The following is a 25,435-nucleotide window of genomic DNA, read 5'->3' as shown; positions in this document are numbered from 1 at the left end:
ATGACCCGACCCCTCTTTTTGAACCCTTGGCTGGCGGCGGTTGCTGTCGTTTTTTGCGTGCAATTTCCAGCACAGGCCCAAGAACGCTTCACGCTCAGCATGCCCGGTGTCTCCGACAACCGGCTGTTTACCTCGGTAGCGGCCAGCGACGCGAACGGCTGCGGCGGCAAGAATCAGTCCCCGGCCCTGGCCTGGAACGCCGGCCCTGCCGGTACCTTGAGTTACGCGATCGTCATGCACGACCCGGATGGTCAAAAAGGCCTTGGCGTGGATCACTGGATTCATTACGGCATCCCCCCAACGACTCGGCAGATTCCGGCTGGTGTGGGCGCCAAGTCCGCCTTCGAGGGTGCTGCGGGTGTCAACAGCAAAGGCAGCACGGGCTACATCGGCCCCTGCCCACCGGTGGGTGATAGCTCTCACCATTACATTATTCAGCTCTATGCTCTGGACCTTGCCCCGCAGGCATTGCCTGCCGGTTTGACCCGCGCGCAACTGATGGAAAAAATCAAAGGGCATGTGCTGAGAAACAGCAGCGTGGTGCGGCGTTATCACCGCTGAATAGTGAATAAACCCGCGCGCCGCCATTTGGCATCAGCCCTCGAAGCGCGCACTATCGGGCTTATAGCTGACGCGTTGGAGGATGCCGTGGCAAAAAAAATCGATCGCATCGCCCAAATGCTCAACTGCCCGGAAAAGGGTCAGGACTTGCGGCGAGCTATTACTGAGAGTCGCAAGGAGTTTCTGCTGGCGAAGCAGGCGGAAGAAGCACTTGAGGACGACGTTCTTGACGAGGAAGAAGTCGAGGACGACGCGGATGATTACGATGAGTTTGATTGGACGACTGAGTGAAAGATGGCCTCAGCGGCAAACGCCAGCCTGTCGGGTGAGCGCTACGCCTTGTAGGAGCAAGCTTGCTCGCGATGGACGTTAACGATAACGCGTTCTTTCTGAATAAACGCATCGCCCTTTAGTCTCGATTCGAAACGCCGCCAGGAGCAAGCTGCCGAAACGGTGCTCGCAAAGCTTCACGCGCTCGTTGATGGCATTGAAGCGAGCAACGCATCACTTGGCTATTCTTTCAGATTGCGGATCTCGACCAATCAGGATCCGCAATTTGAAGGATGGGTTGCCGCTATTCGGTGGCTTGTTCCTTCCGCGACGCTGGCCCTCGCGTCAGTACTTTCACCACATCATCAACCAACGCGTTACTCAACGCCGTCAGATAATGCGCAGCCCACGCATGACGATCACTTTCCCTGTCGTAGGCAGCGTCTTTGGACAATTCTTTGGCGAGGAACAGAAAGTCGGAAGCCATGGATAACGCGTCGCCAAGAGGCACACCGCGAGTGACGTGAAACACCACCTGATCCGAGCAATAGAGCGCGGGTGTTAAACCAATGGTTTTGAGCTGTAAGGATCGGTCATTTGCCACCTCCGTTGAGGGAGGTGCGGTGGGACTGCGATTTAGGATCGCGTTGGGGAATGATGCGAATTTTGTACGGATTTATAGTGCGCATGGTCTAGCTCCTTGACGTGGAACTGCCACTTTTTCGTTACCAAGCGAATGGGTGGCAGCTGTGCGCAGGTTGGTAAACCGGGAGTCAAGGAATCCGGCACGCCCTAAGACGTCCCACGCACAGCCGCCATAACGCAAAATTGCGGGCATAAAAAACGCATGCATATCTGATTGAGGCGCTGTTGCGCTCAACTCTCGGGTTACCAAGCCCGGTCGCTGAACTGGCAGCGACGGCGGAAGAGTATTGTGCGGGTGTCATGCAACCAAGGACGTCAGGCGAACTAGCAACGGCGATTGTCAGAGCGCAGATGAGCACTTAATACCGAAGGACTCCCCAAGCTATCCATCAAGCGGAACAGGACAGCTGAAAGATGTAATCAGGATTACTGAAAGTTCTTCCGATCATGCTTTCAAGGCGACTCACCTGCTCTGGTGAAAGGTCGTATTCGTAGATGGAGTCTTCGATCTCTGTCTAGGCCATCAGCTCCGTCAGTTCACCGAGGTGGTCGGCAGGGATATCAATGGTAAAAACCAATTGCTCGGTTTTCTTATCGAACGCAAGAATTTCATGTCGCATTTGCGGTTTCGCTCAAATTCAGAGCTTACGTCCCATCGAATTGTCTCCGTCGTCGCCTGCGAGAACCCCGTAAACTCTAAAAACATTTCCCTCTCCCATATCATTTTGCCGTGGTCCGCCCTGACTCAGCAGCTTTGGCATATTCCCCTATGTCGGACAGGGCCGATGACTCAGTATCCACGGTTGCTTTCTTCTCCGCGGTATCATAATTTCATACCATGAACAATAAACAGCTCAGCACTCTGAAAGCAGTATTCTCACGGCCGACCCCTTCCGGGCTGGAGTGGGCACGTATTGAGTCTCTATTCGGTGCCGCTGGCGCCAAGACCGTTGAAGGCAATGGGTCGCGTGTGCGCTTTGAGCTGAACGGTGTGATCGCCACCTTCCACCGGCCACACCCGGACAAAGAAGCAAAGCCCTATCAGGTTCGTGATGCTCGGGCTTTCCTTGAACAAGCAGGAGTCACCCCATGAGCGTAATGAACTACAAAGGCTATGCCGCCCGCATCGAATACAGTGAGGAAGACGGCCTGTTTGTCGGCCACATTGCTGGTATCAGAGACATCGTCGGGTTTCATGGCGAGTCGGTGCAAGAGCTTCGAGCTGCGTTTGAAGAGGCCGTCACTGATTATCTGGAGACTTGCGCCAAGCTCGACCGCACGCCGCAAAAACCCTATTCTGGCCACCTCAGTCTGCGTTTAGCGCCAGCACTCCATGCAACTGTCGCTGTTAAAGCACAGCTCGCTCACAAGAGTATCAATCAGTGGGTAGCGGACGTGCTTGATCGTGAGGTGCATGCCTGAGCACTGCCGTCGCAACATCCTGATGAGAAGCCAGAAAGTGCAAACCTTATTCAGGACGAGACAACACCCACAAAAAAGCCCCAGACCTTTCAGTCTGAGGCTTTCTCGTTTCCACAATTATGGTGCACCAGGCGGGATTCGAACCCACGACCACTGCCTTCGGAGGGCAGTACTCTATCCAGCTGAGCTACTGGTGCAAGCGGGCGCCATGATACTCATATGCACTGCGGGCGTCCATGCTGCTGAATCGACAGCGCTTTCTCGAAGCGTAACCTGCCTTTGCTACGCTGATCTGAAAATTTGGGCAAATGCGCCGTTTTCGTTCTTTTTTTCGAACAGGCTATTGTCCTTTACCCCCCTTTGATCCTAGGATTCGTTTGAGATTTCAAACGCTCTTGTCTGGGTGCTGAACCGCACGAGACCAATCCGTGCGCTATTTATGTGCTTCAGCCCGGTGAATGATTTCCCTGACGGCAGCCTAAAAGGCGCCTTTCTACAATCATAAATTGCTCCGCGCGTGCCGCGGTGCTGTTAAGGAAAGCCGACATGCAGCTTAAAGACACCCAGTTGTTCCGCCAGCAAGCCTTCATCGATGGCGCTTGGGTCGATGCGGACAACGGTCAGACGATCAAAGTCAACAACCCGGCAACGGGCGAAATTCTGGGCACTGTGCCGAAAATGGGCGCTGCCGAAACCCGTCGTGCGATCGAAGCCGCTGACAAAGCGCTGCCGGCCTGGCGTGCACTGACCGCCAAGGACCGCGCGAACAAGCTGCGTCGCTGGTTCGAGCTGATCATCGAAAACCAGGACGACCTCGCGCGTCTGATGACGATGGAGCAAGGCAAGCCATTGGCCGAAGCCAAAGGCGAAATCGTTTACGCCGCGTCCTTTATCGAGTGGTTTGCCGAAGAGGCCAAGCGCGTCTACGGCGACGTGATTCCAGGTCACCAGCCAGACAAGCGCCTGATCGTGATCAAGCAGCCAATCGGCGTGACCGCAGCGATCACCCCGTGGAACTTCCCTGCCGCGATGATCACCCGCAAGGCCGGTCCAGCCCTGGCCGCCGGTTGCACCATGGTGCTCAAGCCTGCTTCGCAAACCCCGTTTTCCGCATTCGCGCTGGCTGAACTGGCTCAGCGTGCCGGCATTCCCAATGGCGTGTTCAGCGTGGTGTCCGGCAGTGCCGGCGACATCGGCAGCGAGCTGACCAGCAACCCGATCGTGCGTAAATTGTCCTTCACCGGCTCGACCGAAATCGGTCGTCAGCTGATGGCTGAATGCGCCAAGGACATCAAGAAAGTATCCTTGGAGCTGGGCGGCAACGCGCCATTCATCGTGTTCGACGACGCGGACCTGGATAAGGCCGTTGAAGGCGCGATCATTTCCAAATACCGCAACAACGGCCAGACCTGCGTTTGCGCAAACCGTCTGTACATTCAGGATTCGGTGTACGACGCGTTCGCCGAGAAGCTGAAAGTGGCAGTGGCCAAGCTCAAGATCGGCAACGGTCTGGAAGACGGCACCACCACTGGCCCGCTGATCGACGAGAAAGCTGTGGCCAAGGTCAAAGAACACATCGCCGACGCGGTTTCCAAAGGCGCCACTGTGCTGTCCGGCGGCAAGTCCATCGAAGGCAACTTCTTCGAGCCGACCATCCTGACCAACGTGCCGAACAACGCCGCCGTGGCCAAGGAAGAAACTTTCGGCCCATTGGCGCCGCTGTTCCGCTTCAAAGACGAAGCCGAAGTGATCGCGATGTCGAACGACACCGAGTTCGGTCTGGCTTCGTACTTCTATGCACGTGATCTGGGCCGTGTGTTCCGCGTGGCGGAAGCCCTGGAATACGGTATGGTCGGCGTCAACACCGGGTTGATCTCCAACGAAGTCGCGCCGTTCGGCGGCATCAAGGCGTCGGGCCTGGGCCGTGAAGGTTCCAAGTACGGCATCGAAGACTATCTGGAAATCAAATACCTCTGCCTGGGCATCTGATCAGCTCGGCAAGGCATGGCTTTAAGCGGAAAGGGCACGAGAGCGCTGACCCTTTCTGCGTTTCAACCGTAATTTCTCTGTGGCCGAGAACGCTGCAGCAGTCGATCATCGTATGCTGCTGCAGTGGCTTCCGCGCCGCATTTCCTTGAATCACGCCGCCCGATGAGCGGCGAATGAGGACTTTATGAGCAAGACTAACGCCTCCCTGATGAAACGCCGTGAAGCCGCTGTACCGCGCGGTGTTGGCCAGATTCACCCGATCTTCGCCGAATCGGCAAAGAACGCTACCGTGACCGACGTTGAAGGTCGCGAGTTCATCGACTTCGCCGGCGGTATCGCTGTACTGAACACCGGCCACCTGCACCCGAAAATCATCGCTGCCGTGACCGAGCAACTGAACAAGCTGACTCACACCTGCTTCCAGGTGCTGGCGTACGAACCGTATGTAGAACTGTGCGAAAAAATCAACGCCAAGGTACCCGGCGATTTCGCCAAGAAAACCTTGCTGGTTACCACCGGTTCCGAAGCCGTTGAAAACGCCGTGAAGATCGCCCGTGCCGCCACTGGCCGCGCCGGCGTGATCGCATTCACCGGCGCTTACCACGGTCGCACCATGATGACCCTGGGCCTGACCGGTAAAGTCGTGCCTTACTCGGCCGGCATGGGCCTGATGCCAGGCGGCGTGTTCCGCGCGCTTTACCCGAACGAACTGCACGGTGTGAGCGTCGACGATTCGATCGCCAGCATCGAACGCATTTTCAAGAACGATGCCGAGCCGCGCGACATCGCTGCGATCATCATCGAGCCGGTGCAGGGCGAAGGCGGTTTCTACGTCGCGCCTAAAGAGTTCATGAAGCGACTGCGTGCACTGTGCGACCAGCATGGCATCTTGCTGATCGCTGACGAAGTGCAAACCGGCGCTGGCCGTACCGGCACTTTCTTCGCGATGGAACAGATGGGCGTTAGCGCCGACCTGACCACCTTCGCCAAGTCCATCGCTGGCGGCTTCCCGTTGGCCGGTGTGTGTGGCAAGGCTGAATACATGGACGCCATTGCTCCAGGCGGTCTCGGCGGCACTTACGCCGGTAGCCCGATTGCTTGCGCCGCGGCCCTGGCCGTGATGGAAGTGTTCGAAGAAGAACACCTGCTTGACCGCTGCAAGGCAGTCGGCGAGCGTCTGGTCACTGGCCTGAAAGCCATCCAGTCGAAGTATCCGGTGATCGGCGAAGTGCGTGCCCTGGGCGCGATGATCGCGGTCGAGCTGTTCGTCGACGGCGATAGCCACAAGCCGAACGCTGCTGCCGTTGCATCTGTTGTGGCCAAGGCGCGCGACAAGGGCCTGATCCTGCTGTCCTGCGGCACTTACGGCAACGTTCTGCGCGTCCTGGTACCGCTGACTTCCCCGGACGAGCAGCTGGACAAAGGTCTGGCGATCATCGAAGTGTGCTTCTCCGAGCTGTGATTTTTAGTTCGGTGAATGTGTGAGCTGATCTACAAAAAAACCCGCTTCGGCGGGTTTTTTTGTATCCCGGAAATACTCGTGCTGTCTTGCATGGCCAGCATTGGCTAAGGTGCAGGCATTGAGAGGGAGCTTGCTGCATGACTGCCGTTGTTTTGCCTGCTTTACCCCGGGTATTGATTGCCGAGGCTGATCCCTGGTCGCGCGACCTGCTCAAACAAGTGCTGCTCAACGTGCGCTGTGACGCGCGCCTGGACGTGTGCGCCGATGGCCACGAAGCGCTGGCGCGGTTGGCGGAAAATTCGTATGACCTGGTCATCGTTGATTGGGAATTGCCCGGCGTGGATGGCTTGAGTGTTCTGCGCAGCGTTCGTCAGCGCAAACGCAGTCCGCCATTGCCCTTCATCCTGATGAGCAGTCGTAACGACAGCGCCAGCGTGCGCGAAGCCTTGCCCTTGGCACCCACGGCATATCTGACCAAACCATTGAACATGGAGGGCCTGACGCAGCGTTTGCAAGGCTTGCTGCTCAATGCGGGGGAGGAGGTTTTCTGTGCGGTGCCAGCGCTGGCTGCGGGCATGACCTTGTCGGTTTACCTGGAGCGTCGACGTGAAATCACCGACGGTGCGCCGCTGATGATGGACGTGCAACGGGCGATCCAGCGCAGTCTCAATCCTGCTGGCCTCGATTTGACCAAGCTTTACGATGAGACTCGTTCCGATCCGCAGATCACCGCTGTGCTGGTCGCGGCTGCCAACAGTGCTGCGCAGCACCATGGGAAGGCCGTGCAGACATTGTCTCAAGCGTTGCATCGCCTGGGCTCCGGGCAGAGCATGAATCTGATTCTGGGGTTGGCGCTCAAGCGCAGTGCGCGTCTGAGCGATCCTTTCCTGGCGGATTACGCCGAGCGTTACTGGGAGTTGTCGCTGCACACTGCCGAATATGCGCGAAAGTTGGCGCGTTTGCTGGACCTTGATCAGGATCGTTGTTATTGCGCAGGCATGCTGCACCGACTGGGCGATCTGGCCCTGCTGCGTTGTTTACAGGAATGGAAGCAGGCAGGCGGCGAGCTGGATGAGCGGGAGGAGGTCGGCAATGCGCTGGCCGAGTTCGGCGCAGGTTACGGCTCGGAATTACGCACGCGCTGGCGATTGCCGCTGGAGTTGCGTGAGTTGATTGCAGCGGTGTATCAGCTGGGTGGTGGGGTGTATTCGCGCGAGGCTTTAGTGATGAACATGGCCGCACAATTGGCACTGCTGACTGAGCATGAAGGTATCGAGGTGCTGGCCAGGAGCCGCACGGCCCGGTTGCTGAAAATCGGTCTGCCGGAGTTGATGCGGCTGCGCAAAAAGTAAAAAGTTATCGGCTCAGACAGCAACAATCCGGTTCTTTCCCTGACGCTTGGCTTCATACATCGCAGCATCCGCCCGAGCGAACAGCGCTTCTACGTTCTCGTCTTCAGCAGTGAGGCTGGTCAGGCCCTGGCTGACGGTGATGCCGAATGGCTCGCCGTCATGGCTGAAGCTCAACCGCTGAATTTCCTTTTGCAGGCGTTCGGCCACTTGCAGCGCCATATCGGGCGCGCAGCCTGGGAAAACCGCCGCAAACTCCTCACCCCCAATGCGCCCGAACACATCGCCACGGCGCAACGTTTCGCGACCCGTTTCCGCAATCCGCTGTAGCACGTTGTCGCCCTCTGGATGGCCGTAGGTATCGTTGATCTTCTTGAAATCATCAATGTCCAGCAACAAAAAGGCGAGGGGCGTGCCGTGCTGGCGTGCGTGGTCGAATTCGCGATGCGCGCAGTCGAAAAAATGCCGGCGATTGCTGCTTTGGGTCAGCACATCGGTGGTTGCCAAGCGATGCAACTCGGATTCCATGTGCTTCTTTTCGGTAATGTCTTCGGCAATGCCGACAATGATCAACGGTTTGCCTGGTTCGGCCTGACGGTTGATAAAGCACTTGTCGCTGAGCCAGCGAATTTGTCCGTTGGCATCGATGATTCGGTACTCGCGGTCTTCGACCGCACCTTTGTCCAGCACTTCGGCCAGACTGCGCTCGGCGTAGTCCAGATCATCAGGGTGAATACTGTCGCGCCACTGGTTGTAGTCCGACAGCAACTGACCTACGGAATGACCAAAAATACGCTCATAGGCGGGGCTGACGTAGATCATTTGACGGGTTTCCCAGTTGAACGCCCAAAGCACCGCGTTGACGCTTACCAGCAGGGAGCTGAAAAGCTGTTCGCGTTCACTCAGGCGAGCCACTTCACCCTGGGCGTGCATCAACGCCATCAAGGTTTGTGCGGCTTCAGGCCACTGGGGTAAAGATGAGTCTTGCGGGTTCTTGTTGACCATCGACACAAATCTCAAAGGATGTGCCGCTCATTCGACAGCGGCTACAGCAAAGCCCGCCGTGGTGGCGAAGTGTCTTTGAGATAGGCGATTTGTAACGAAGTTCCTGAACGGGGCGCCCCTGTGCGGGGCGCACCGATCAACGGCGTCAGACTGCAGCCGGCCGCAGCGAGTAGGTTTTCAATTGGTCGGCGAAGTCGCGCAGGGATTGAATACCGCTGGCTTCAGCTTCCTGGATCCAGTCTTTGATCGCGGCGAGCATGTCGTGACCGTTGGTGCTGGTCTTGAGCCAGATCTGTTGCAAGGCCAGGCGCTTTTCGTAAATGACCTTCAGCGCGTGACTGTGCTCCAGCATGGTCTGGATGCGCAGATGGTGCTTGTCATCCAGCAGGCTGGTTTCGCGCGAGAGCAGACGTTTGGCTCGGTGAAACTGGTGGCGGACCGAGTGATCGACCTTCTCCAGTTCCTGTTTGACCAGCGGCGCGATAACCAGCTTGCGGTACTGAGCCATGATCTGGAAACGGTTGTTGAGGATGGCCATGGCGGTGTCCATGTCCAGGCTGCCCTTGCCCTCAACACGGTGGGCAATCGGTGCAACCCGCTGAACCTTGGCGAGCCCCAAAAAGCTGAAGACCTGGATCCACGCCCAACCGAGGTCGAACTCCCATTTTTTCACCGACAGTTTTGCCGAATTCGGGTAGGTGTGATGGTTGTTATGCAGTTCTTCGCCGCCGATCAGGATGCCCCACGGCACCAGATTGGTTGCTGCATCGCGGCATTCGAAATTTCGATAGCCGATGGCATGGCCCAAGCCATTGACCACGCCGGCGGCCCAGACCGGAATCCACATCATCTGAATGGCCCAGATAGTGATGCCGATGGTGCCGAACAGCAGCAGATCGATAACGCCCATGATCGCAATGCCGAGCAACGGAAAACGACTGTAGAGGTTGCGCTCGATCCAGTCTTCCGGGCAGTTCTTGCCATAGATACGCAGGGTCTCCGGGTTCTCTGCCTCGGAGCGATACAGCTCGGCTCCTTTGCGCAGCACCGTGGACAAACCTTTGATCACCGGGCTGTGCGGGTCATCAACGGTTTCGCATTTGGCGTGATGCTTGCGGTGGATGGCGGTCCACTCGCGGGTATTCTGCGCCGTGGTCAACCACAGCCAGAAGCGGAAAAAATGTTTCAGGCCGGCATGCAGCTCAAGCGAGCGATGGGCTGAATAGCGATGCAGATAAACCGTGACGCCGATAATCGTGACGTGGGTCATGAGCAAGGTGACTGCCACCAGTGACCAAGGCGACAAGCCGAGAAAACCTTCGTACCACATAGGCTATTGGGCCCTCAAAAAGTGTAGAACAGCCGTTGCATTATCACTGAGCCAACAGATAAAACCAGTCACCCTTTCAGATAAGAGTGGCTGAATGTTTCTTTACTCTATAATTCCGTCTTTTTTGTAGGGACATGGACTGCCGTATGTCTGCCTCTAATCGCGATGCCTTGCGAGCCGCGTTGCTGTATTTGTTGATTTCGCTCATTTGGCTGCAATTGAGCGGCCATTTATTGAACAGTTTCTTCGATAGCTCCCTCGAGCTGTTGCGATGGCAACTGATCAACGGTTATGCCTGGGCGGTGCTCACTGCCGGGCTGATCTTTCTGACTCGGGCGCGTTTGTTTCGTTTCCTGGAAGTCGATGCGCGATTGCTGGACCGGGCTGATGACCGCGAGCGTTTGCGCCAGGCCGCCGCCGTATTCGATTGCACCCGTGAAGGGGTGCTGGTGACTGATAAAAACGGCGTGATTGTCCACGTCAACCGGGCGTTCATCCAGATCACCGGCTACCAGAGTCCGGAAGTCCTCGGCCAGAAACCCAGCGTGTTCAAATCAGGGCATCACCCTTTAGCGTTCTATCAGGCGATGTTCACGAAACTGGACAATGCCGGCGAATGGAGCGGGGAAATCTGGAATCGCCGTAAATGCGGCGAGATTTACCCGCAATGGCAGACCATTCGCGTGATTCATGACGACCAAGGGCACGTCAGTCATTACGTTGCTGTTTTTTCCGACATCAGCGCGATCAAGGATTCCGAGTACGAGCTCAAGCACCTGGCCCATCACGACCCACTGACTGATCTGCCCAATCGTCTATTGTTCACCGACCGCGCCGAGCAGGCACTGGCCTCGGCGCAGGTCCACAAGCGCAGCTGCGCGCTGCTGCTGGTCGATCTCGACCATTTCAAAATGATTAACGACAGCCTCGGCCACACCATTGGCGACCAGCTGCTCAAAGCGGTTGCCGAGCGCCTGTCCACGCTGTTCGACCCCGGCGTAACCCTCGCGCGCCTGAGCGGCGACGAGTTTGCCGTACTCGCCGAGAGTTGCCCGCAACTGGGGCATGCGCCAGCGTTGGCGCAACGCATTCTCGACGCCCTCAAGAAGTCGTTTGAAATTGAGGGGCATGCTCTGTTCATTAATGCCAGCATCGGCATCAGTCTGTTCCCCGGCGACGCGTTGAATGCCGAACAGCTGCTGCGCAACGCAGACTCGGCGCTGTTCAAGGCGAAAAGCACAGGGCGCAACGGCTTTGCGCTTTACACCGAGGAGCTGACCGCTCACGCGCAGCAACGGGTGGAGACTGCGTTCGAATTGCGCCGTGCACTCGAGCAGGATGAACTGCGCGTGTATTTCCAGCCAGTTCATGACCTGAAGACTTGCCGTCTGATCGGCGTCGAGACGTTGGTACGCTGGGAGCACCCGCAGCGTGGATTGGTGTCTCCTGCAGAATTCATCCCTATCGCCGAACGCACCGGTTTGATTGCGGAAATTGATGCCTGGGTGATGCGTCAGGCTTGTCAGCAGATGTGTGAGTGGCAGCAGGCCGGCGTGGTGTTGTCGTTTGTCGCGGTGAATGTTTCGTCGCGGCTGTTCGCGCGGCGGGAGCTGTATCAGCAGGTAGCGCAGGTGCTGCAGGAGACCGGGCTGGAGCCCGCGTTCCTGGAGCTGGAAGTTACCGAAAGCGCGGTGATGGATGACCCGGAAGTAGCGCTTGAGCAAATGCATCGATTGCGCGAACTGGGCGTGCGCTTGGCCATCGACGATTTCGGCACCGGTTATTCGTCGCTGCTGCGGCTCAAACGCTTGCCGGTGCAAAAGCTGAAGATCGATCAGGGTTTCGTCGCCGGTTTGCCGTGGGATGAGGATGATGCGGCGATTGTCCGGGTGATCATCGCGTTGGCGCAAAGCATGGGCATGCAAGTGCATGCCGAGGGGATTGAGCAGGTCGAACAGGCGGGTTTCCTGCTCGAGCAGGGTTGTGATTTGGGGCAGGGGTACTGGTTTGGCCGGCCGGTGCCGGCTGAGCAGTTGGATTGGGATCGGCTACTGGTGATTGAGTAAACAAGCGGTTTTTGTGGCGAGGGAGCTTGCTCCCGCTCGGCTGCGCAGCGGACGCAAGATTTTCAGGGCTGCTTTGCACCCCAGCGGGAGCAAGCTCCCTCGCCACATGGGGCCGGCCAGCGGTGAAGTCAGGCGCACGCCGCAAGTCCATCCCAGTTAACAGACTTAAGTTTTGGTTATATAAACATTCTTAAATAGTATTTTTAAGAATAACCGCGCTTATCTATATTGCTCTCACGCCGCAAGCAGTGCCGCCCACTGCCGGGCGATCTCTCAGTTGAAGGAGCAGCCCATGAGCGCATCCCTGCGTAGCGTTGACGGTCAAGACGAAGCCACCATTTTGCGTGAAATTCAGAGTGCTTTGCGCGATCTGCGCTTCGGCGCGGTGGAGATCACTGTGCATAACGCTCAGGTGGTGCAAATCGAGCGCAAGGAAAAATTCCGTCTGCAGAACCCAGGTGCCAAGCCGAGCTGAGGCAACCCCATTTCAGCCACCATAAAAAAGCTAATACACCCAGAATTCCAGGAGCTTTCACCATGTTGTCGATTCGTCATTTCGCTTTGGCCGCGCTGGCCAGTGCCTTCTTTGCGGGTTCTGCGGTTGCCAAGGATTACGAGCTGCTTAATGTGTCGTACGACCCGACACGCGAGCTGTACCAGGAATACAACGCTGAGTTCGTCAATTTCTGGAAGAAAGACCACGCCGGCGACAACGTGAAAATCCAGCAATCCCACGGTGGCTCCGGCAAGCAGGGCCGGGCGGTGATTGATGGTTTGCGCGCCGACGTAGTGACTCTGGCGCTGGCCGGTGACATCGACGAAATCGCCAAGCTCGGCAAGACCCTGCCGACGGATTGGCAGAAGCGTCTGCCGCAAGCGAGCACGCCGTACACCTCGACCATCGTTTTCCTGGTGCGCAAGGGCAACCCGAAAGGCATCAAGGACTGGGGCGACCTGACCAAAAGCGGCGTCGAAGTGATTACACCGAACCCAAAAACCTCCGGTGGTGCGCGCTGGAATTTCCTCGCGGCGTGGGCCTACGGCCTGAAAGCCAACGGCGGCGACGAAGCCAAGGCCAAAGAATACGTTCAGACATTGTTCAAGCACGTTCCAGTGCTGGATACCGGCGCTCGCGGTTCGACCATTACCTTCGTCAACAACGGTCAGGGCGACGTGTTGCTGGCCTGGGAAAACGAAGCGTTCCTGGCTTTGAAAGAAGACGGCGGTGCGGAAAAGTTCGACATCGTCGTGCCTTCACTGTCGATCCTCGCCGAGCCACCAGTGGCAGTGGTCGACAAGAACGCCGAGAAGAAAGGCAACGCCGAAATCGCCGAAGCGTACCTCAAGCACCTGTACAGCCCGGCCGGACAGGAGATCGCCGCGAAAAACTTCTATCGTCCACGGGACAAGGATGTGGCCGCCAAGTACGCCCAGCAGTTCCCGACGCTGGAACTGGTGACCATCGACAAGGATTTTGGCGGCTGGAAAAACGCTCAGCCGAAATTCTTCAATGACGGTGGCGTGTTCGACCAGATCTATCAGGCGCAGTAATCTGCATTAGCCATCAACGAGCCCCGGACTGACCATCGGGGCTTTGCGCGTTCTCAACCAAGGACTTTTATGTCGCGTCGTATCTCCCCCGTCATACCCGGCTTCGGGCTGACGCTGGGTTACACCTTGGTGTACCTCAGCCTGATTGTGCTCATACCGCTGGCGGCGATGTTCGTGCATGCCGCTCAACTTACCTGGGATCAGTTCTGGACGATCATCTCGGCGCCTCGTGTGCTGGCGGCGTTGAAGCTGAGCTTCGGGACCGCGCTGTGTGCCGCGATCATCAACGGCATTATCGGCACGCTGCTCGCCTGGGTGCTGGTGCGCTACACCTTCCCGGGGCGGAAAATCATCGATGCGATGATCGATTTGCCGTTCGCATTGCCCACGGCGGTGGCCGGTATCGCCCTGACCGCGCTGTACGCACCGAACGGCTGGGTGGGTCAATTCGCGGCCGACCTGGGATTCAAGATCGCGTATACCCCCCTCGGCATCACGCTTGCGCTGACGTTCGTTACGCTGCCATTCGTGGTACGTACCGTACAGCCCGTACTGGCCGATATCCCCCGTGAAGTGGAAGAAGCGGCGGCGTGTCTGGGTGCGAAACCCTGGCAGGTTTTCCGCCATATTCTGGTGCCGGCGCTGCTGCCTGCCTGGTTGACCGGTTTCGCTTTGGCCTTTGCCCGTGGGGTCGGCGAGTACGGTTCGGTGATTTTCATTGCCGGCAACATGCCGATGAAAACCGAAATTCTGCCGCTGCTCATCATGGTCAAACTCGACCAGTACGATTACACCGGCGCTACCTCCATCGGTGTACTGATGCTGGTGGTTTCTTTCATTCTGTTGCTGCTGATCAATTTGCTGCAGCGGCGCATCGAAACCCCCTAAGGAGGCGCAATCATGTCCCAATCGTCTATTGCTGCTGCTTCCTCCAACGCTTCACGCCGCGGCAGTGCCTCATCGCGTCGCGTGTTGATCGGGCTTGGCTGGCTGATTTTTGCGCTGTTTTTGCTATTGCCGTTGGTGATCGTCGTATCCCAAGGTTTGAAGATGGGGGTCGGTGCTTTCTTCACGGCGATCTTCGAGCCGGATGCACTGTCCGCATTGAAGCTCACAGTGTTCGCCGTGCTGATTTCGGTGCCGCTGAACCTGGTGTTCGGGGTCAGCGCAGCATGGTGTGTGAGCAAATACTCGTTCCGTGGCAAAAGTATCCTCGTAACCCTGATCGACCTGCCGTTCTCGGTCTCGCCGGTCATCGCGGGTCTGGTTTATGTGCTGATGTTCGGTGCGCAAGGTTTGTTCGGACCGTGGCTGCAAGATCACGACATCCAGATCGTCTTCGCCCTGCCGGGTATCGTGCTCGCGACGATTTTCGTCACCGTGCCATTTGTGGCGCGTGAGTTGATCCCGCTGATGCAGGAACAAGGCACCCAGGAAGAGGAGGCTGCGCGCCTGCTCGGCGCCAATGGCTGGCAGATGTTCTGGCACGTCACTGTTCCCAACATCAAATGGGGCCTGATCTACGGCGTGGTGCTGTGTACCGCGCGGGCGATGGGTGAGTTCGGTGCGGTGTCGGTGGTTTCCGGGCACATTCGCGGGGTGACCAACACCTTGCCGTTGCACGTCGAGATCCTCTACAACGAATACAACCACGTGGCCGCGTTCGCCGTGGCGAGCCTGTTGCTGATCATGGCGCTCTTCATCCTGCTGCTGAAGCAGTGGAGCGAAAATCGTATTAACCGCCTGCGCGCCAGCGCCGCGGAGGAATAATTCATGTCGATCGAAGTGCGTAACGTCAGCAAGAATTTCAACGCGTTCAAGGCGCTGGACAACATCAGCCTGGACATTCAGAGCGGCGAACTGGTCGCGCTGCTCGGCCCGTCGGGTTGCGGCAAGACCACGCTGCTGCGGATCATCGCCGGTCTGGAAACGCCGGATCAGGGCAGCATCGTCTTCCACGGCGAAGACGTTTCCGGCCACGACGTGCGTGATCGCAACGTCGGCTTCGTGTTCCAGCATTACGCGTTGTTCCGCCACATGACGGTGTTCGACAACGTCGCGTTCGGCCTGCGCATGAAGCCGAAAAACCAGCGCCCGAGCGAAAGCCAGATCGCCGGGAAAGTCCACGAACTGCTGAACATGGTGCAGCTGGACTGGCTGTCGGACCGTTACCCGGAGCAACTCTCCGGTGGTCAGCGCCAGCGTATCGCGCTGGCCCGTGCACTGGCGGTGGAGCCGAAGGTTTTGCTGCTCGATGAGCCTTTTGGTGCACTCGACGCCAAGGTCCGCAAAGAGCTGCGCCGCTGGTTGGCGCGGCTGCACGAGGACATCAACCTGACCTCGGTGTTCGTGACCCACGACCAGGAAGAAGCCATGGAAGTCGCCGACCGTATCGTGGTGATGAACAAGGGCGTGATCGAGCAGATCGGCTCACCGGGCGAGGTCTACGAAAGTCCGGCCAGCGATTTCGTTTATCACTTCCTTGGTGACTCGAATCGTCTGCATCTGGGCGAAGACAACCACGTGCTGTTCCGCCCGCACGAAGTGTCGCTGTCGCGCCATGAACTGGAAGATCACCACGCGGCTGAAGTGCGCGACATTCGACCGCTGGGCGCGACGACCCGAGTGACGCTGAAGGTGGAAGGGCAGAGCGAACTGATCGAAGCGGAAGTGGTGAAGGATCACGACAGCCTGACCGGGTTGGCGAAGGGTGAGACGTTGTTCTTCAAGCCGAAGGTCTGGCAGAAAGTGGCCAACATCTGATCTTGTAGGAGCCGGCTTGCTGGCGATTAACGATAACGCGGTGCACCAGTTACACCGCTATCGCCAGCAAGCCGGCTCCTACAGGATTTGTGTGGTTCACAAGTTCTCCTGTGGAAGCGACTGTTCGGCGCTCCGACTTGTTTGCGAAGGCGATCTACGCCGCGGCCCGGCGCGGATTAACCCGCACCCCACCCGCCCGCTCCTCGATCTGCTCCTTCAACTCACGCCGCAAACCCAGTAAAAACGCCAGCTCCGCCACCACAAACAACGGCCCGATAATCAACCCGGTCACGTCATCGACAAACGCCGGTTTGCGGCCTTCGTAGTGATGCCCGACAAACTGAATCGCCCAGCCCACCACAAACAGTCCGAGACCGCTCGCCAGCCACACCAGCGTGCTTTGCTGCGCGAGTACCTGGCCGGCCCAGACACACAGCCCCAACAATACGGTCATCAGCAGGCCAAGACGCAGCTCCAGCCGCAGGTAAAACCACGCTGACGCCAGCGCCACCAGCATGGCCGGCGACAGCCATCCTCCCATCCACTGCGGACGCGAGAGCAACACGGCCACGGCCACGACAATCAGCGGAATGCCGACAAAATGCGTGGCAATATTGCGCGGGTCGCGATGGTAGGCGGCGTATTGGCTGAGATGGTCAACGAGGCTTTTCATTGTTATTCCTCCTGTAGGGTGATGGATCATGCCCCGGGTGCAGATTTGGCTCTGTCAGCCAGGCGACAATCTCCAGGAGTTTTCATTTGGGCATGCAGCTCTGGCGTTCGCGCCTGATGGCGGGGCAGTGGTTCAGCCATTTGCCTGACTCTTTACAGGATAGTCTGCTCACGGCTGCGCGGGTCCGGCAGTTGGTGTCGGGTCAGCGACTGTTCCAGCGCGGTGACTCACCGTGCGGGCTGTACGCCGTACTTGAAGGTTCGGTGCGCATTGGCGCGGTGAGCGAGCAAGGCAAGGAGGCCTTGCTGAGTGTGGTTGAAGCGCCGCACTGGTTTGGCGAGATTTCCTTGTTCGACGGTCAGCCGCGAACTCATGATGCGTTCGCTGCGGGCCCATGCACCTTGCTGCATGTGCCGCAAAATGCACTGCTGGCGTTGCTGGATGAGCAGCCCGTTCACTGGCGGCAATTGGCACTGTTGATGAGCCAGAAACTGCGCCTGACCTTCATCAGTCTCGAACAACTGAGTTTGCGGCCAGCCTCGGCGCGATTAGCCCATCGACTGCTGATGATTGCGCAGGGTTACGGCGAAATCGATCCACCACGCCGCGTCCTGCAATTGCCCCAGGAGCAGCTGGCGTCGATGCTTTCGCTGTCGCGGCAGACGACTAACCAGCTGCTCAACGATCTGCAGGCCCAAGGCATCGTTCATCTCAAGTACGGCGAGATAGAAATCGTGGATGCCGAGCGGTTGAGGGTACTGGCGACATCCTGACACTCAGTACCGCTCTGCCGTAGAAGCGGGCCTACGATCCGCGATAAGTCGAGAACCCATAAGGGCTCAACAGCAGCGGAATGTGGTAGTGCTGATCCGTCTGCTTCACTTCAAAAATCACCGGAATTTCCGGAAAGAATGTCTCGTGTTTAGTCTTCTTGAAATATTCGCCGGTCTTGAACACCACGCGATATTGCCCCGCTTCAAAGGCCTGTTTGGCCGGGAACAATTCGGCGATGCGCCCCTGTTCGTTGGTAGTGCCTTCAGCCAGCGGCTGCCAGTTCTGACCGACGTGTTTTTCCAGGGTCACGTTGATGCCCGGTGAAGGCAAACCGTTTTCCAGATTGAGCACGTGCACGCTCAAAGGGTTGCCGGCCGCGAGGGCCAGCGTCGACAAGCTGCTAAGGCCAATGGCGGCCAGGGTCATGCGCAGGGTTTTCATGGTGCAACTCCTCAGATGGATTTTTTGATCGACAGGCCGACGGTGTCAGCCGCTTTGATGGCGCAATTTTCGTCCTGCTCGGCACCGCCGGAGCCGGCTACGCCGAGCGCGCCCACCAGTTCATCGCCGGCAAACAACGGCACGCCGCCGCCCAGCAACAGCAATTCGTCGAGGGTGTTGAGGTTGGCGGCTTCCGGGTTGTTGCGAGCGCGTTCGGCAAACAGACGGGTCGGGGTTTTCGTCGACAGCGCGGTGTAAGCCTTGCGTTGGCTGGCGGCGGTGTTGTGCGAACCGATGCCGTCGGCACGCAGGGTCACCAACAGATTGCCGCCGCGATCGAGCACTGAGACGGTTCCTGTGCAATTGGCCAGGGTGGCGTCGGCCAGCAATCTGGCGGTGCGCAGATCAAGGTCGGCGTGGCGAGGCAATTCGGCAGCGGCAAACGCGCTACCGGTGAGGCCGAGTGCAAGGCTTGTGACGAGGGTTTTGAACAGCATGGCCAGGCTCCGTAAGTCGAGGTGGCCACCTTACCCAGCCATTCCCGTCAGAACCCCGTCAGCAGGATTACAAGTTTGTAATGGGCAACGGGGCCGAAGACGCCTAGCCTGTACGTCTGAATAATCGAGGTGTGCCATGCGTTTGCTGGTCGTTGAAGATGAAGCCAAAACCGCGAACTTCCTGGCCAAGGGCCTGGGCGAGTCGGGTTTTGCCGTGGACGTGGCGCTGAATGGACTCGATGGGCGTTACTTTATCGAGCAGCAGGAATATGACCTGATCATTCTTGATGTAATGCTGCCAGGCTTGAACGGCTGGCAATTGCTGCAGCTGATTCGCCAGCGCGGAGCGACGCCGGTGCTGTTTTTGACAGCCAAGGATGCCATCGAAGACCGCGTTCGTGGCCTCGAACTCGGCGCCGACGATTATTTGCTCAAGCCGTTCGCCTTCGCCGAATTGCTCGCGCGCGTGCGCACCTTGCTGCGGCGTGGGCCGATGCGCGAAGCCGAGTCGTACAGCATCGCCGACCTCGAAATTGACGTCTTGCGCCGCCGGGTCAGTCGCGGCGGGCAACGCATCAACCTAACCAACAAAGAATTCACCCTGCTGCAATTGCTCGCCAGTCGCCAGGGTGAAGTGCTGTCGCGCACGCTGATTGCCTCGCAGGTGTGGAACCTGAATTTCGACAGCGACACCAACATGGTCGAAGTTGCAGTGCGCCGCCTGCGCTCCAAGGTCGACGATCCCTACATGCCGAAGCTGATCCATACCGTGCGCGGCGTCGGCTATCAACTGGAAGCACCGGACGATGCGCTCTAATTCCATCGCCTTCAGGCTGGCGCTGGCGTTCGCCGCCGTTTGTGCGTTGGTACTGAGCGTGATCGGGGTTTTCCTCTACCGTTCGCTGGCCTCGGAAATCGCCTATCGCGACGACCTCGCGTTACTCGGTCGCCTGGAGCAAGTGCGCGCGCTGCTCGCCGACAGTGACAGCCTTGGCGCCTTGCAGGCACGGCCGCGTTTGTACCAGAACATGCTCGGCAATCAGGACAGTTTGTTGCGTGTAACGCGGGCCGATGGCTCTACCGTCATTGGCATCAACCCGCGTCAGCAGAAGCTTCCGGCCCTGGACGCGATTGCCCCCGAGCGGGCGCCTCAACGCAGCGACGTCATCACCTGGCAAGCGCCGGACGGTGCGGCGGTGGCGTTGCTGTCCGGGCAGGCCCGAGGCCCCAGCGGCGAAGCATTGACGGTGGTCGCTGGCAAGGTATTGAGCGAGCGTGAGCAGATGCTCGCCAGTTACCGGATGCAGCTTTATCTGGCGGTCAGCCTGGGCGCATTGCTGGCCTTCGCATTGGGCCTGATGCTGTTGCGCCGCGGCTTGCGACCGCTACGGCAGCTGAGTGAAGCGGTGCGTGGCATCGATTTGCGCAGTCTTGATCAACGGCTGCCGGCGGCCGGCATTCCGGCGGAACTGCACGAGCCGGTACACGCCTTGAACGGCATGCTGACCCGGCTCGATGATGGCTTTCAACGGCTGTCGCAATTCTCGGCCGACCTCGCGCATGAAATCCGCACGCCGCTGCACAACTTGGTCGGCAGCAATGGCCTGGCGCTGAATCAACCGCGCAGCGCGGCGGAATATCAGGAAGTGCTCGCCTCCAACATGGAAGAGTTCGAGCGGCTCAAACGCATGGCGGAAAACCTGATGTTCCTCGCCCGCGCCGAACAGGCCGAACGCGCGCTTGATTTGCGCGTGCTGGACCTGGCCAGCGTCGGCGATGAACTCTGCGATTACTTTGAAGCGCTGGCTGATGATCGGGATATTGGTTTGCAAAACGCCCTGTCCGGTGAATTGCTGGCGGATCAGTTGTTGCTGCAGCGCGCGCTTGGCAATCTGCTGGCTAACGCGGTACGGCACGCCGATGCTGGTTCCGTCATTACGTTGCAGCGGCGCGATGACTCGGGGATGTGTTGGCTGGAGGTGCACAACGTCGGCCCGGCCATTGCATCAGAGCATCTGGGTAAAGTGTTTGACCGGTTTTACCGGGTCGATCCTTCGCGGGCAGAACCAGGTGATTCAGGCGGTTTGGGGTTGGCGATCGTGAGTTCGATCATGGGGTTGCATGGCGGGCGGGTGCGGGTGAGCAGTGATCAGACCGGCACGGTGTTCGGGTTGGGTTTTGTCTTGGATTGACCGGCCTCATCGCCAGCAAGCTGGCTCCCACAGGGATCTCCATCGAGTGCATAGTTTGGGTTTACTGAAGTTCAAATGTGGCAGCTAGCTCCCACACTGATCAGCCTGTCTGTATCCGACCGAGATCCCTGTGGGAGCTAGCCTGCTAGCGATGGGGCAGATCAGGCACTAGATCTCTATGATCAATCACCGCAACCCATCCCGAAACTGCCCCGGTGTCATCCCCGTCCAGCGCTTGAACGCGCGGTTGAAACTGCTGGTATCGGCAAACCCGAGTAGATAACTGATTTCGCTCAACGAGCATTGCAGATCACGCAAATGCACCAGCGCGAGATTCTCGCGGCTTTCATTGAGCAACGTATCGAAGCGGCAACCTTCGTCCGCCAGATGCCGTTGCAGGCTGCGCAAGCTCAGGTGCAAAGTCTGGGCAATGTGCTCGGCGCTTGGTTCGCCTTCCGGCAATTGCTCTTCAATTGCGTCGCGCACCTTGCGTTCCCAGGTCAACGGCTTGAGCTGGGCCAGCGTGCGTTTCAGCACGGCTTCGTTGTGTTCTGCCAGTTCCGGATTGGCGTCGTCCAGATGGCTCTCGAAGTCCGTCAGCGAGAATTCCAGGCAGTCTTCCTCGGCCGCAAAAAACACTGGCGAGCGGAAGACTTTGTGCCATTGGTGGGCATCGATAGGTTCCGGGCGGCGCAGATACACAGCCAGCGGTGCATAGTCGCGACCGAGGCGATTGCGGCAGGTGCGCACGTAGATTGCGCTGAACGCGTCAATCGCCTCGAACGCCGGTGCCGGATTACCGGCCGGGATTTTCAGGTGAAAACGGTAGCGGTCGTCGCCGCGCGTCAGCTCCAGTTCCAAGGCATCGCTGACCACCTGGTGATAACGCACGATGCGCTCAAATACTTCGCGCAGGCTGGCGCTGGCGACCAACGCATAGCCCAGTGCGTGAAAGGTGGTGGGACTGACGAAACGCGACACGCGCAAGCCAATTGCCGGATCGCCACTGACCTTCACCGCGATTTCCCACAAACGCGTGGTGCCCGACAACGGATAACGGGCGTTAGGGTCGTCCATCAATTGCGAGTCGAGCCCCGCCTGGTGGCACAGGTCGGTGCTGTCGAGGCCCAGCGCATCGAGTTGCTTGCGCAAGGCACGGGTCCAGCTGGCGAGGGAGGTCGGTTCAGTCATACTGATTGGCGCTTCCGGTCAACAGGTTGGCGTTCACGGCTACCACGGTTTGCCGGTTCACACGGCAGGATGCAAACACCTATAACCAGAGGATGGAAGCATGGACAGTACTTCTGCAAGTCCCCAGCGACTGAATGCAGCACAGCGATCTGCGCATATTCGCGAAGTGGTGCTGGCCAAAGGCGTGGAATTACGTCAGCGCTACCCGGTTCTCAATCATCAGGATGCGATCGGCGCGGGCATTCTAGCTTTCGCGCTGGCCGGCATGATTGCTTCGGCGATGCTCTACATCAACGGTTCCATGGCGTGGTGGATGTGCCTGTTGCTCAACGCGTTCTTCGCCTCGCTGACCCACGAGCTGGAACACGATCTGATTCACAGCATGTACTTTAGAAAGCAGCGCGTGCCGCACAATTTGATGATGGGCCTGGTCTGGCTGGCGCGGCCAAGCACGATCAACCCGTGGATTCGCCGGCACCTGCACCTCAACCATCACAAATTCTCCGGCACTGAAGCGGACATGGAAGAGCGCGCCATCACCAATGGCGAGCCTTGGGGATTTGCGCGATTGTTGATGGTCGGCGACAACCTGATGTCGGCGTTCATCCGCATGCTGCGGGCGAAAACCTGGGCGCACAAGCTCAGCATCTGCAAACGCGTACTGAAGGTTTATGCGCCGCTGGCGTTGCTGCATTGGGGCGCATGGTATGTGTTCCTCGGGTTCCACGCGGCCAACGGTGTCGCCTGGTTACTGGGTGTTCCGATTGACTGGTCGGCTAGCGCACTGTCCGTCATGCTGGTGATCGATATTGCTGTTGTCGTGATCATCGGGCCGAACGTGTTGCGCACTTTTTGCCTGCACTTTGTCAGTTCGAACATGCACTACTACGGCGACGTCGAGCCGGGCAACGTGATCCAGCAGACCCAGGTGCTGAACCCGTGGTGGATGTGGCCGTTGCAGGCGTTCTGCTTCAATTTTGGCAGCAGCCATGGGATTCATCATTTTGTGGTGAAAGAGCCGTTTTATATTCGCCAGATGACCGTGCCGGTAGCGCATAAGGTAATGCGCGAGATGGGCGTGCGGTTTAATGATTTCGGCACGTTTGGACGGGCGAATCGGTTTGTGCAGCAGGACGTTCCTGTTACCCGGAAGATGCCAGTCGCCTCTGGTTGATGAACATAGAAAGGATGCTCAAGGGTTTCGTCATCAATCTGACCCAAACAGCCTTTACGTTGAATGCCAGCGTTGGACGCTTAAGGCGCTGCAGTGTCGATTGTTTATGCCATCGTGATCTATTAATCGAATTAAATATTCCTTTAAAGGATATCGATTGGTATGCGATTGTCGCTTCAGATTGATCACACGAAACATTGAGTTTTCCGGGGCCGTCTCCTTGGCAGGGTGCGGTCCTTTTTTTATTCTGCTTTCCAATCCCCATCACAACCCCTGTAGGAGCTGGCTTGCCAGCGATGGCGGGTGCCTGGACACCCGATGAGAGTCAGTGGAGACGCTATCGCTGGCAAGCCAGCTCCTACAGTTTTTGCAGCTGCTTATATTCTTTATGGGTCTTAATAAATAGCTTCTTATTCCTTAGAGGATATAACTCTCGTCTTTATACTCGGCCAGGAACAGACACGCAGCAGGAGAGCTCCCCATGCGCAACGAATCAATTCGCTACCTGATTGTGCCGGGCTGGCAAGGATCGCCGGAGGATCATTGGCAAAGCCATTGGCACAACAATCTGCCGAACAGCGCACGGGTTGAGCAGGACGACTGGCTGACACCGCGACGTGAAGACTGGGTCGCCGCGCTCGCCGAAGCCATTGCCGCCGACAGCACCCCGGTGATCCTGATCGCCCATAGCCTGGGCTGCATCACCGTTGCGCATTGGGCCGCGAGTGCTCCTGCGCATTTTTTGCGGCAGGTGCGTGGTGCGCTGCTGGTTGCGCCGGCGGATGTCGAGCGTCCGGCGTGCGCGCCGGCCCTGCGCAACTTCGCGCCAATCCCGAGCGATCTTTTGCCTTTCCCCAGCCAGGTCGTCAGCTCCGACAACGACAGTGCAGTCAGTGCGCCACGTGCGCTGGAGTTGGCGCGTAATTGGGGCGCCGAGGCGGCAATTCTCACGGGCGCCGGGCACATCAATGTGAAGTCCGGGCATCAGCGGTGGGAGCAAGGTTTCGCCTACCTCTATCGTCTGCAACATCGCATGGAACATCACGCCCTGCGTCGCGCTTGAGCATCATTTTTTTCTAAACGCCCCCGTCTGCCGGCGGTTTCGGGCGGGAGCCTGCCATGAATTTTGAAGCCTTCGGTCAGCCACTGCTGACCTTTCCCGATGCAGAAAAAAGCCCGCTGAGCATTCGCGCCAAAGCATTGGTTTTCGTCGATCCGCGCTCGCGGCAATTGCGCCAGGAGCTTGAGCAACTGGCACTGCGCTCGATTTCGGTGTTGATCCGCGGCGAAACCGGCACCGGTAAAGAGTTGCTGGCGCGGCACATTCATCGTGCGAGTGATCGCGGCGGGCTGTTCGTTTCAGTCAATTGCGGCGCGATCAGCCCGACGTATGCCGACGCCGAATTGTTCGGCTACGCGGCTGGCAGTCACAGCGGATCGGCCAGCAGTCGCGCGGGCTGGTTTGGTTCGGCCAACGGCGGCACGTTGTACCTGGATGAAATCGGCGATTTGCCGCTGCTGATTCAGGTCAAACTGCTCACGGCCCTGGAGAATCACGAAGTCACCCGCGTGGGTGCCCATCAACCTAGCCCGGTGGACGTGCGTCTGGTTGCCGCCACCAGTATCGACCTGGCGCAAGCGGTCGCCGCCGGGAAATTCCATGAGCGCCTTTATCACTACCTCAAAGAAGGCCAGCTCGAATTGCCGGCATTGCGCGAGCGTGTCGGCGATATCCTGTCGCTGTCCGAATATTTTCTCGGCATCTATAGCCAGCGTCTCGCTCTGCCGGTGCCATTGATCAGCCATGCGGCGCAGCAGGTACTTGAGCAGCACAGCTGGCCGGGCAATACGCGAGAGCTGGAAAACGTGATTCATTTTGCATTGCTGGTGAGTACCGGGGACGAGATCCTGCCGGCGCATTTGAATCTGCCTGAGCCTCTGGCCTCGCGGCTGCAAATCGAACAGCAGGTTGCCCAAATAATCAAAAATGGCACGCCAACCGAGCGATCCGAGTTGAAGCATTTGCTGGAAAAGCTGACGCAAAATCTGTAGCAGCTGCCGATGGCTGCGTCCGAGTGCG

26 protein-coding genes and 1 tRNA gene are annotated in these 25,435 nt (G+C 58.3%); 19 read left to right on the top strand and 8 right to left on the bottom strand.

The features are described 5' to 3' along the window. A complete protein-coding gene (locus ACYZTS_RS06570; RefSeq protein WP_461994863.1) occupies positions 1 to 561 on the top strand; it encodes a YbhB/YbcL family Raf kinase inhibitor-like protein in 561 nt (186 codons plus the stop codon). 87 nt (positions 562 to 648) lie between these two features. After that, positions 649 to 852, top strand: coding sequence for a hypothetical protein (locus tag ACYZTS_RS06565; RefSeq protein ID WP_028624120.1), 204 nt, complete (start codon positions 649 to 651; stop codon positions 850 to 852). Positions 853 to 1,135: 283 nt separating this feature from the next. Here ACYZTS_RS06565 and ACYZTS_RS06560 read toward each other — a convergent pair whose 3' ends face one another. Then, positions 1,136 to 1,435 carry a DUF3077 domain-containing protein gene (locus tag ACYZTS_RS06560; protein ID WP_461994861.1) on the bottom strand — a complete coding sequence of 100 codons (300 nt, stop codon included), beginning with the start codon at positions 1,433 to 1,435 and terminating at the stop codon, positions 1,136 to 1,138. Positions 1,436 to 2,314: 879 nt separating this feature from the next. Between ACYZTS_RS06560 and ACYZTS_RS06555 the strand changes: the two genes are divergently transcribed. Both ACYZTS_RS06555 and ACYZTS_RS06550 read left to right on the top strand, forming a co-directional pair. After that, positions 2,315 to 2,569: a type II toxin-antitoxin system HicA family toxin gene (locus tag ACYZTS_RS06555; RefSeq protein ID WP_461994859.1), complete on the top strand. Its 255-nt coding sequence runs from the start codon at positions 2,315 to 2,317 to the stop codon at positions 2,567 to 2,569. Next, positions 2,566 to 2,898, top strand: a complete 333-nt coding sequence (locus ACYZTS_RS06550) for a type II toxin-antitoxin system HicB family antitoxin (protein WP_461994856.1) — start codon at positions 2,566 to 2,568, stop codon at positions 2,896 to 2,898. Before ACYZTS_RS06555 ends, ACYZTS_RS06550 begins: the two co-directional genes overlap by 4 nt. Positions 2,899 to 3,018: 120 nt before the next feature. Here ACYZTS_RS06550 and ACYZTS_RS06545 read toward each other — a convergent pair. Beyond that, positions 3,019 to 3,095, bottom strand: a tRNA-Arg gene (locus ACYZTS_RS06545). 349 nt (positions 3,096 to 3,444) lie between these two features. Between ACYZTS_RS06545 and gabD the strand changes: the two genes are divergently transcribed. The 3 genes from gabD (at position 3,445) to ACYZTS_RS06530 (ending at position 7,701) form a co-directional block, all read left to right on the top strand. Further along, a complete protein-coding gene (gabD, locus tag ACYZTS_RS06540) occupies positions 3,445 to 4,887 on the top strand; it encodes an NADP-dependent succinate-semialdehyde dehydrogenase (protein WP_461994854.1) in 1,443 nt (480 codons plus the stop codon). A gap of 184 nt (positions 4,888 to 5,071) precedes the next feature. Continuing rightward, positions 5,072 to 6,349 carry a 4-aminobutyrate--2-oxoglutarate transaminase gene (gabT, locus tag ACYZTS_RS06535; protein ID WP_461994852.1) on the top strand — a complete coding sequence of 426 codons (1,278 nt, stop codon included), beginning with the start codon at positions 5,072 to 5,074 and terminating at the stop codon, positions 6,347 to 6,349. Positions 6,350 to 6,486: 137 nt separating this feature from the next. Further along, the gene (locus ACYZTS_RS06530; protein ID WP_461994850.1) at positions 6,487 to 7,701 is read left to right on the top strand and encodes an HDOD domain-containing protein; all 1,215 of its coding nucleotides are present in this window, start codon (positions 6,487 to 6,489) and stop codon (positions 7,699 to 7,701) included. Positions 7,702 to 7,713: 12 nt separating this feature from the next. Here the strand turns inward: ACYZTS_RS06530 and ACYZTS_RS06525 are convergent, their stop codons facing one another. Both ACYZTS_RS06525 and desA read right to left on the bottom strand, forming a co-directional pair. Continuing rightward, positions 7,714 to 8,703, bottom strand: a complete 990-nt coding sequence (locus tag ACYZTS_RS06525; RefSeq protein ID WP_028624127.1) for a sensor domain-containing diguanylate cyclase — start codon at positions 8,701 to 8,703, stop codon at positions 7,714 to 7,716. A gap of 145 nt (positions 8,704 to 8,848) precedes the next feature. Further along, entirely contained in the window at positions 8,849 to 10,033 is a 1,185-nt protein-coding gene (gene desA, locus ACYZTS_RS06520) for a delta-9 fatty acid desaturase DesA (RefSeq protein WP_461994847.1), read from the bottom strand. Between the two features lie 146 nt (positions 10,034 to 10,179). On the opposite strand from desA, the gene dibA reads away from it, so the two are divergent. From dibA to ACYZTS_RS06490, 6 genes are all read left to right on the top strand, one after another. After that, positions 10,180 to 12,099, top strand: a complete 1,920-nt coding sequence (gene dibA / locus ACYZTS_RS06515; protein WP_028624129.1) for a phosphodiesterase DibA — start codon at positions 10,180 to 10,182, stop codon at positions 12,097 to 12,099. A 292-nt stretch (positions 12,100 to 12,391) separates the two neighbouring features. Then, positions 12,392 to 12,574 (top strand): sulfur starvation response protein OscA, encoded by a 183-nt coding sequence (gene oscA / locus ACYZTS_RS06510; protein WP_028621060.1) that lies wholly within the window; start codon positions 12,392 to 12,394, stop codon positions 12,572 to 12,574. A 65-nt stretch (positions 12,575 to 12,639) separates the two neighbouring features. Beyond that, the gene (locus tag ACYZTS_RS06505; RefSeq protein ID WP_461996362.1) at positions 12,640 to 13,650 is read left to right on the top strand and encodes a sulfate ABC transporter substrate-binding protein; all 1,011 of its coding nucleotides are present in this window, start codon (positions 12,640 to 12,642) and stop codon (positions 13,648 to 13,650) included. A 69-nt stretch (positions 13,651 to 13,719) separates the two neighbouring features. Then, positions 13,720 to 14,538: a sulfate ABC transporter permease subunit CysT gene (gene cysT, locus ACYZTS_RS06500; protein WP_150582803.1), complete on the top strand. Its 819-nt coding sequence runs from the start codon at positions 13,720 to 13,722 to the stop codon at positions 14,536 to 14,538. Positions 14,539 to 14,550: 12 nt separating this feature from the next. Then, positions 14,551 to 15,420, top strand: a complete 870-nt coding sequence (gene cysW, locus ACYZTS_RS06495) for a sulfate ABC transporter permease subunit CysW (RefSeq protein ID WP_461994846.1) — start codon at positions 14,551 to 14,553, stop codon at positions 15,418 to 15,420. Positions 15,421 to 15,423: 3 nt separating this feature from the next. Next, positions 15,424 to 16,413, top strand: coding sequence for a sulfate/molybdate ABC transporter ATP-binding protein (locus ACYZTS_RS06490; protein ID WP_461994844.1), 990 nt, complete (start codon positions 15,424 to 15,426; stop codon positions 16,411 to 16,413). Between the two features lie 154 nt (positions 16,414 to 16,567). On the opposite strand, the gene ACYZTS_RS06485 is transcribed toward ACYZTS_RS06490, so the two are convergent. Beyond that, the gene (locus tag ACYZTS_RS06485; RefSeq protein ID WP_461994841.1) at positions 16,568 to 17,086 is read right to left on the bottom strand and encodes an Mpo1 family 2-hydroxy fatty acid dioxygenase; all 519 of its coding nucleotides are present in this window, start codon (positions 17,084 to 17,086) and stop codon (positions 16,568 to 16,570) included. An 86-nt stretch (positions 17,087 to 17,172) separates the two neighbouring features. Here ACYZTS_RS06485 and ACYZTS_RS06480 point away from each other — a divergent pair, with 86 nt between their 5' ends. After that, positions 17,173 to 17,859 (top strand): Crp/Fnr family transcriptional regulator, encoded by a 687-nt coding sequence (locus ACYZTS_RS06480; protein WP_461994839.1) that lies wholly within the window; start codon positions 17,173 to 17,175, stop codon positions 17,857 to 17,859. A gap of 31 nt (positions 17,860 to 17,890) precedes the next feature. Here ACYZTS_RS06480 and uraH read toward each other — a convergent pair whose 3' ends face one another. Continuing rightward, on the bottom strand, positions 17,891 to 18,301 hold the full coding sequence (gene uraH, locus ACYZTS_RS06475) for a hydroxyisourate hydrolase (protein ID WP_461994837.1): 411 nt from the start codon (positions 18,299 to 18,301) through the stop codon (positions 17,891 to 17,893). Positions 18,302 to 18,312: 11 nt separating this feature from the next. Next, positions 18,313 to 18,798: a GlcG/HbpS family heme-binding protein gene (locus ACYZTS_RS06470; protein ID WP_461994835.1), complete on the bottom strand. Its 486-nt coding sequence runs from the start codon at positions 18,796 to 18,798 to the stop codon at positions 18,313 to 18,315. Between the two features lie 136 nt (positions 18,799 to 18,934). Between ACYZTS_RS06470 and ACYZTS_RS06465 the strand changes: the two genes are divergently transcribed. Both ACYZTS_RS06465 and ACYZTS_RS06460 read left to right on the top strand, forming a co-directional pair. Then, on the top strand, positions 18,935 to 19,615 hold the full coding sequence (locus ACYZTS_RS06465) for a heavy metal response regulator transcription factor (RefSeq protein ID WP_028621051.1): 681 nt from the start codon (positions 18,935 to 18,937) through the stop codon (positions 19,613 to 19,615). Further along, positions 19,605 to 20,990, top strand: a complete 1,386-nt coding sequence (locus ACYZTS_RS06460; RefSeq protein ID WP_461994833.1) for a heavy metal sensor histidine kinase — start codon at positions 19,605 to 19,607, stop codon at positions 20,988 to 20,990. The genes ACYZTS_RS06465 and ACYZTS_RS06460 overlap by 11 nt, the downstream gene beginning before the upstream one ends. A gap of 186 nt (positions 20,991 to 21,176) precedes the next feature. Here ACYZTS_RS06460 and ACYZTS_RS06455 read toward each other — a convergent pair whose 3' ends face one another. Next, positions 21,177 to 22,181 (bottom strand): AraC family transcriptional regulator, encoded by a 1,005-nt coding sequence (locus tag ACYZTS_RS06455; protein ID WP_461994831.1) that lies wholly within the window; start codon positions 22,179 to 22,181, stop codon positions 21,177 to 21,179. 100 nt (positions 22,182 to 22,281) lie between these two features. Between ACYZTS_RS06455 and ACYZTS_RS06450 the strand changes: the two genes are divergently transcribed. From ACYZTS_RS06450 to ACYZTS_RS06440, 3 genes are all read left to right on the top strand, one after another. After that, positions 22,282 to 23,355 (top strand): fatty acid desaturase, encoded by a 1,074-nt coding sequence (locus tag ACYZTS_RS06450; RefSeq protein ID WP_461994829.1) that lies wholly within the window; start codon positions 22,282 to 22,284, stop codon positions 23,353 to 23,355. A 481-nt stretch (positions 23,356 to 23,836) separates the two neighbouring features. Further along, entirely contained in the window at positions 23,837 to 24,418 is a 582-nt protein-coding gene (locus ACYZTS_RS06445; RefSeq protein ID WP_461994827.1) for an alpha/beta hydrolase, read from the top strand. A gap of 56 nt (positions 24,419 to 24,474) precedes the next feature. Continuing rightward, complete coding sequence (locus tag ACYZTS_RS06440; RefSeq protein WP_461994825.1) at positions 24,475 to 25,407, top strand: sigma 54-interacting transcriptional regulator; 933 nt, start codon at positions 24,475 to 24,477, stop codon at positions 25,405 to 25,407. Positions 25,408 to 25,435: the final 28 nt, after the last annotated feature.

Source organism: Pseudomonas sp. TMB3-21 (assembly GCF_054898145.1).
This window is presented reverse-complemented; position numbering and strand designations above follow the sequence as displayed.

Excerpts from the sequence above, each read along its gene's own strand:
- uraH (WP_461994837.1), bottom strand. The coding sequence starts at position 18,301 with ATGAAAACCCTGCGCATGACCCTGGCCGCCATTGGCCTTAGCAGCTTG.
- gabT (WP_461994852.1), top strand. The coding sequence starts at position 5,072 with ATGAGCAAGACTAACGCCTCCCTGATGAAACGCCGTGAAGCCGCTGTA.
- ACYZTS_RS06555 (WP_461994859.1), top strand. The coding sequence starts at position 2,315 with ATGAACAATAAACAGCTCAGCACTCTGAAAGCAGTATTCTCACGGCCG.
- ACYZTS_RS06445 (WP_461994827.1), top strand. The coding sequence starts at position 23,837 with ATGCGCAACGAATCAATTCGCTACCTGATTGTGCCGGGCTGGCAAGGA.
- ACYZTS_RS06550 (WP_461994856.1), top strand. The coding sequence starts at position 2,566 with ATGAGCGTAATGAACTACAAAGGCTATGCCGCCCGCATCGAATACAGT.
- ACYZTS_RS06440 (WP_461994825.1), top strand. The coding sequence starts at position 24,475 with ATGAATTTTGAAGCCTTCGGTCAGCCACTGCTGACCTTTCCCGATGCA.
- ACYZTS_RS06470 (WP_461994835.1), bottom strand. The coding sequence starts at position 18,798 with ATGCTGTTCAAAACCCTCGTCACAAGCCTTGCACTCGGCCTCACCGGT.
- ACYZTS_RS06455 (WP_461994831.1), bottom strand. The coding sequence starts at position 22,181 with ATGACTGAACCGACCTCCCTCGCCAGCTGGACCCGTGCCTTGCGCAAG.
- ACYZTS_RS06490 (WP_461994844.1), top strand. The coding sequence starts at position 15,424 with ATGTCGATCGAAGTGCGTAACGTCAGCAAGAATTTCAACGCGTTCAAG.
- ACYZTS_RS06460 (WP_461994833.1), top strand. The coding sequence starts at position 19,605 with ATGCGCTCTAATTCCATCGCCTTCAGGCTGGCGCTGGCGTTCGCCGCC.
- cysT (WP_150582803.1), top strand. The coding sequence starts at position 13,720 with ATGTCGCGTCGTATCTCCCCCGTCATACCCGGCTTCGGGCTGACGCTG.
- ACYZTS_RS06465 (WP_028621051.1), top strand. The coding sequence starts at position 18,935 with ATGCGTTTGCTGGTCGTTGAAGATGAAGCCAAAACCGCGAACTTCCTG.
- gabD (WP_461994854.1), top strand. The coding sequence starts at position 3,445 with ATGCAGCTTAAAGACACCCAGTTGTTCCGCCAGCAAGCCTTCATCGAT.
- dibA (WP_028624129.1), top strand. The coding sequence starts at position 10,180 with ATGTCTGCCTCTAATCGCGATGCCTTGCGAGCCGCGTTGCTGTATTTG.
- ACYZTS_RS06530 (WP_461994850.1), top strand. The coding sequence starts at position 6,487 with ATGACTGCCGTTGTTTTGCCTGCTTTACCCCGGGTATTGATTGCCGAG.
- ACYZTS_RS06525 (WP_028624127.1), bottom strand. The coding sequence starts at position 8,703 with ATGGTCAACAAGAACCCGCAAGACTCATCTTTACCCCAGTGGCCTGAA.
- ACYZTS_RS06450 (WP_461994829.1), top strand. The coding sequence starts at position 22,282 with ATGGACAGTACTTCTGCAAGTCCCCAGCGACTGAATGCAGCACAGCGA.
- ACYZTS_RS06570 (WP_461994863.1), top strand. The coding sequence starts at position 1 with ATGACCCGACCCCTCTTTTTGAACCCTTGGCTGGCGGCGGTTGCTGTC.
- oscA (WP_028621060.1), top strand. The coding sequence starts at position 12,392 with ATGAGCGCATCCCTGCGTAGCGTTGACGGTCAAGACGAAGCCACCATT.
- desA (WP_461994847.1), bottom strand. The coding sequence starts at position 10,033 with ATGTGGTACGAAGGTTTTCTCGGCTTGTCGCCTTGGTCACTGGTGGCA.
- ACYZTS_RS06485 (WP_461994841.1), bottom strand. The coding sequence starts at position 17,086 with ATGAAAAGCCTCGTTGACCATCTCAGCCAATACGCCGCCTACCATCGC.
- cysW (WP_461994846.1), top strand. The coding sequence starts at position 14,551 with ATGTCCCAATCGTCTATTGCTGCTGCTTCCTCCAACGCTTCACGCCGC.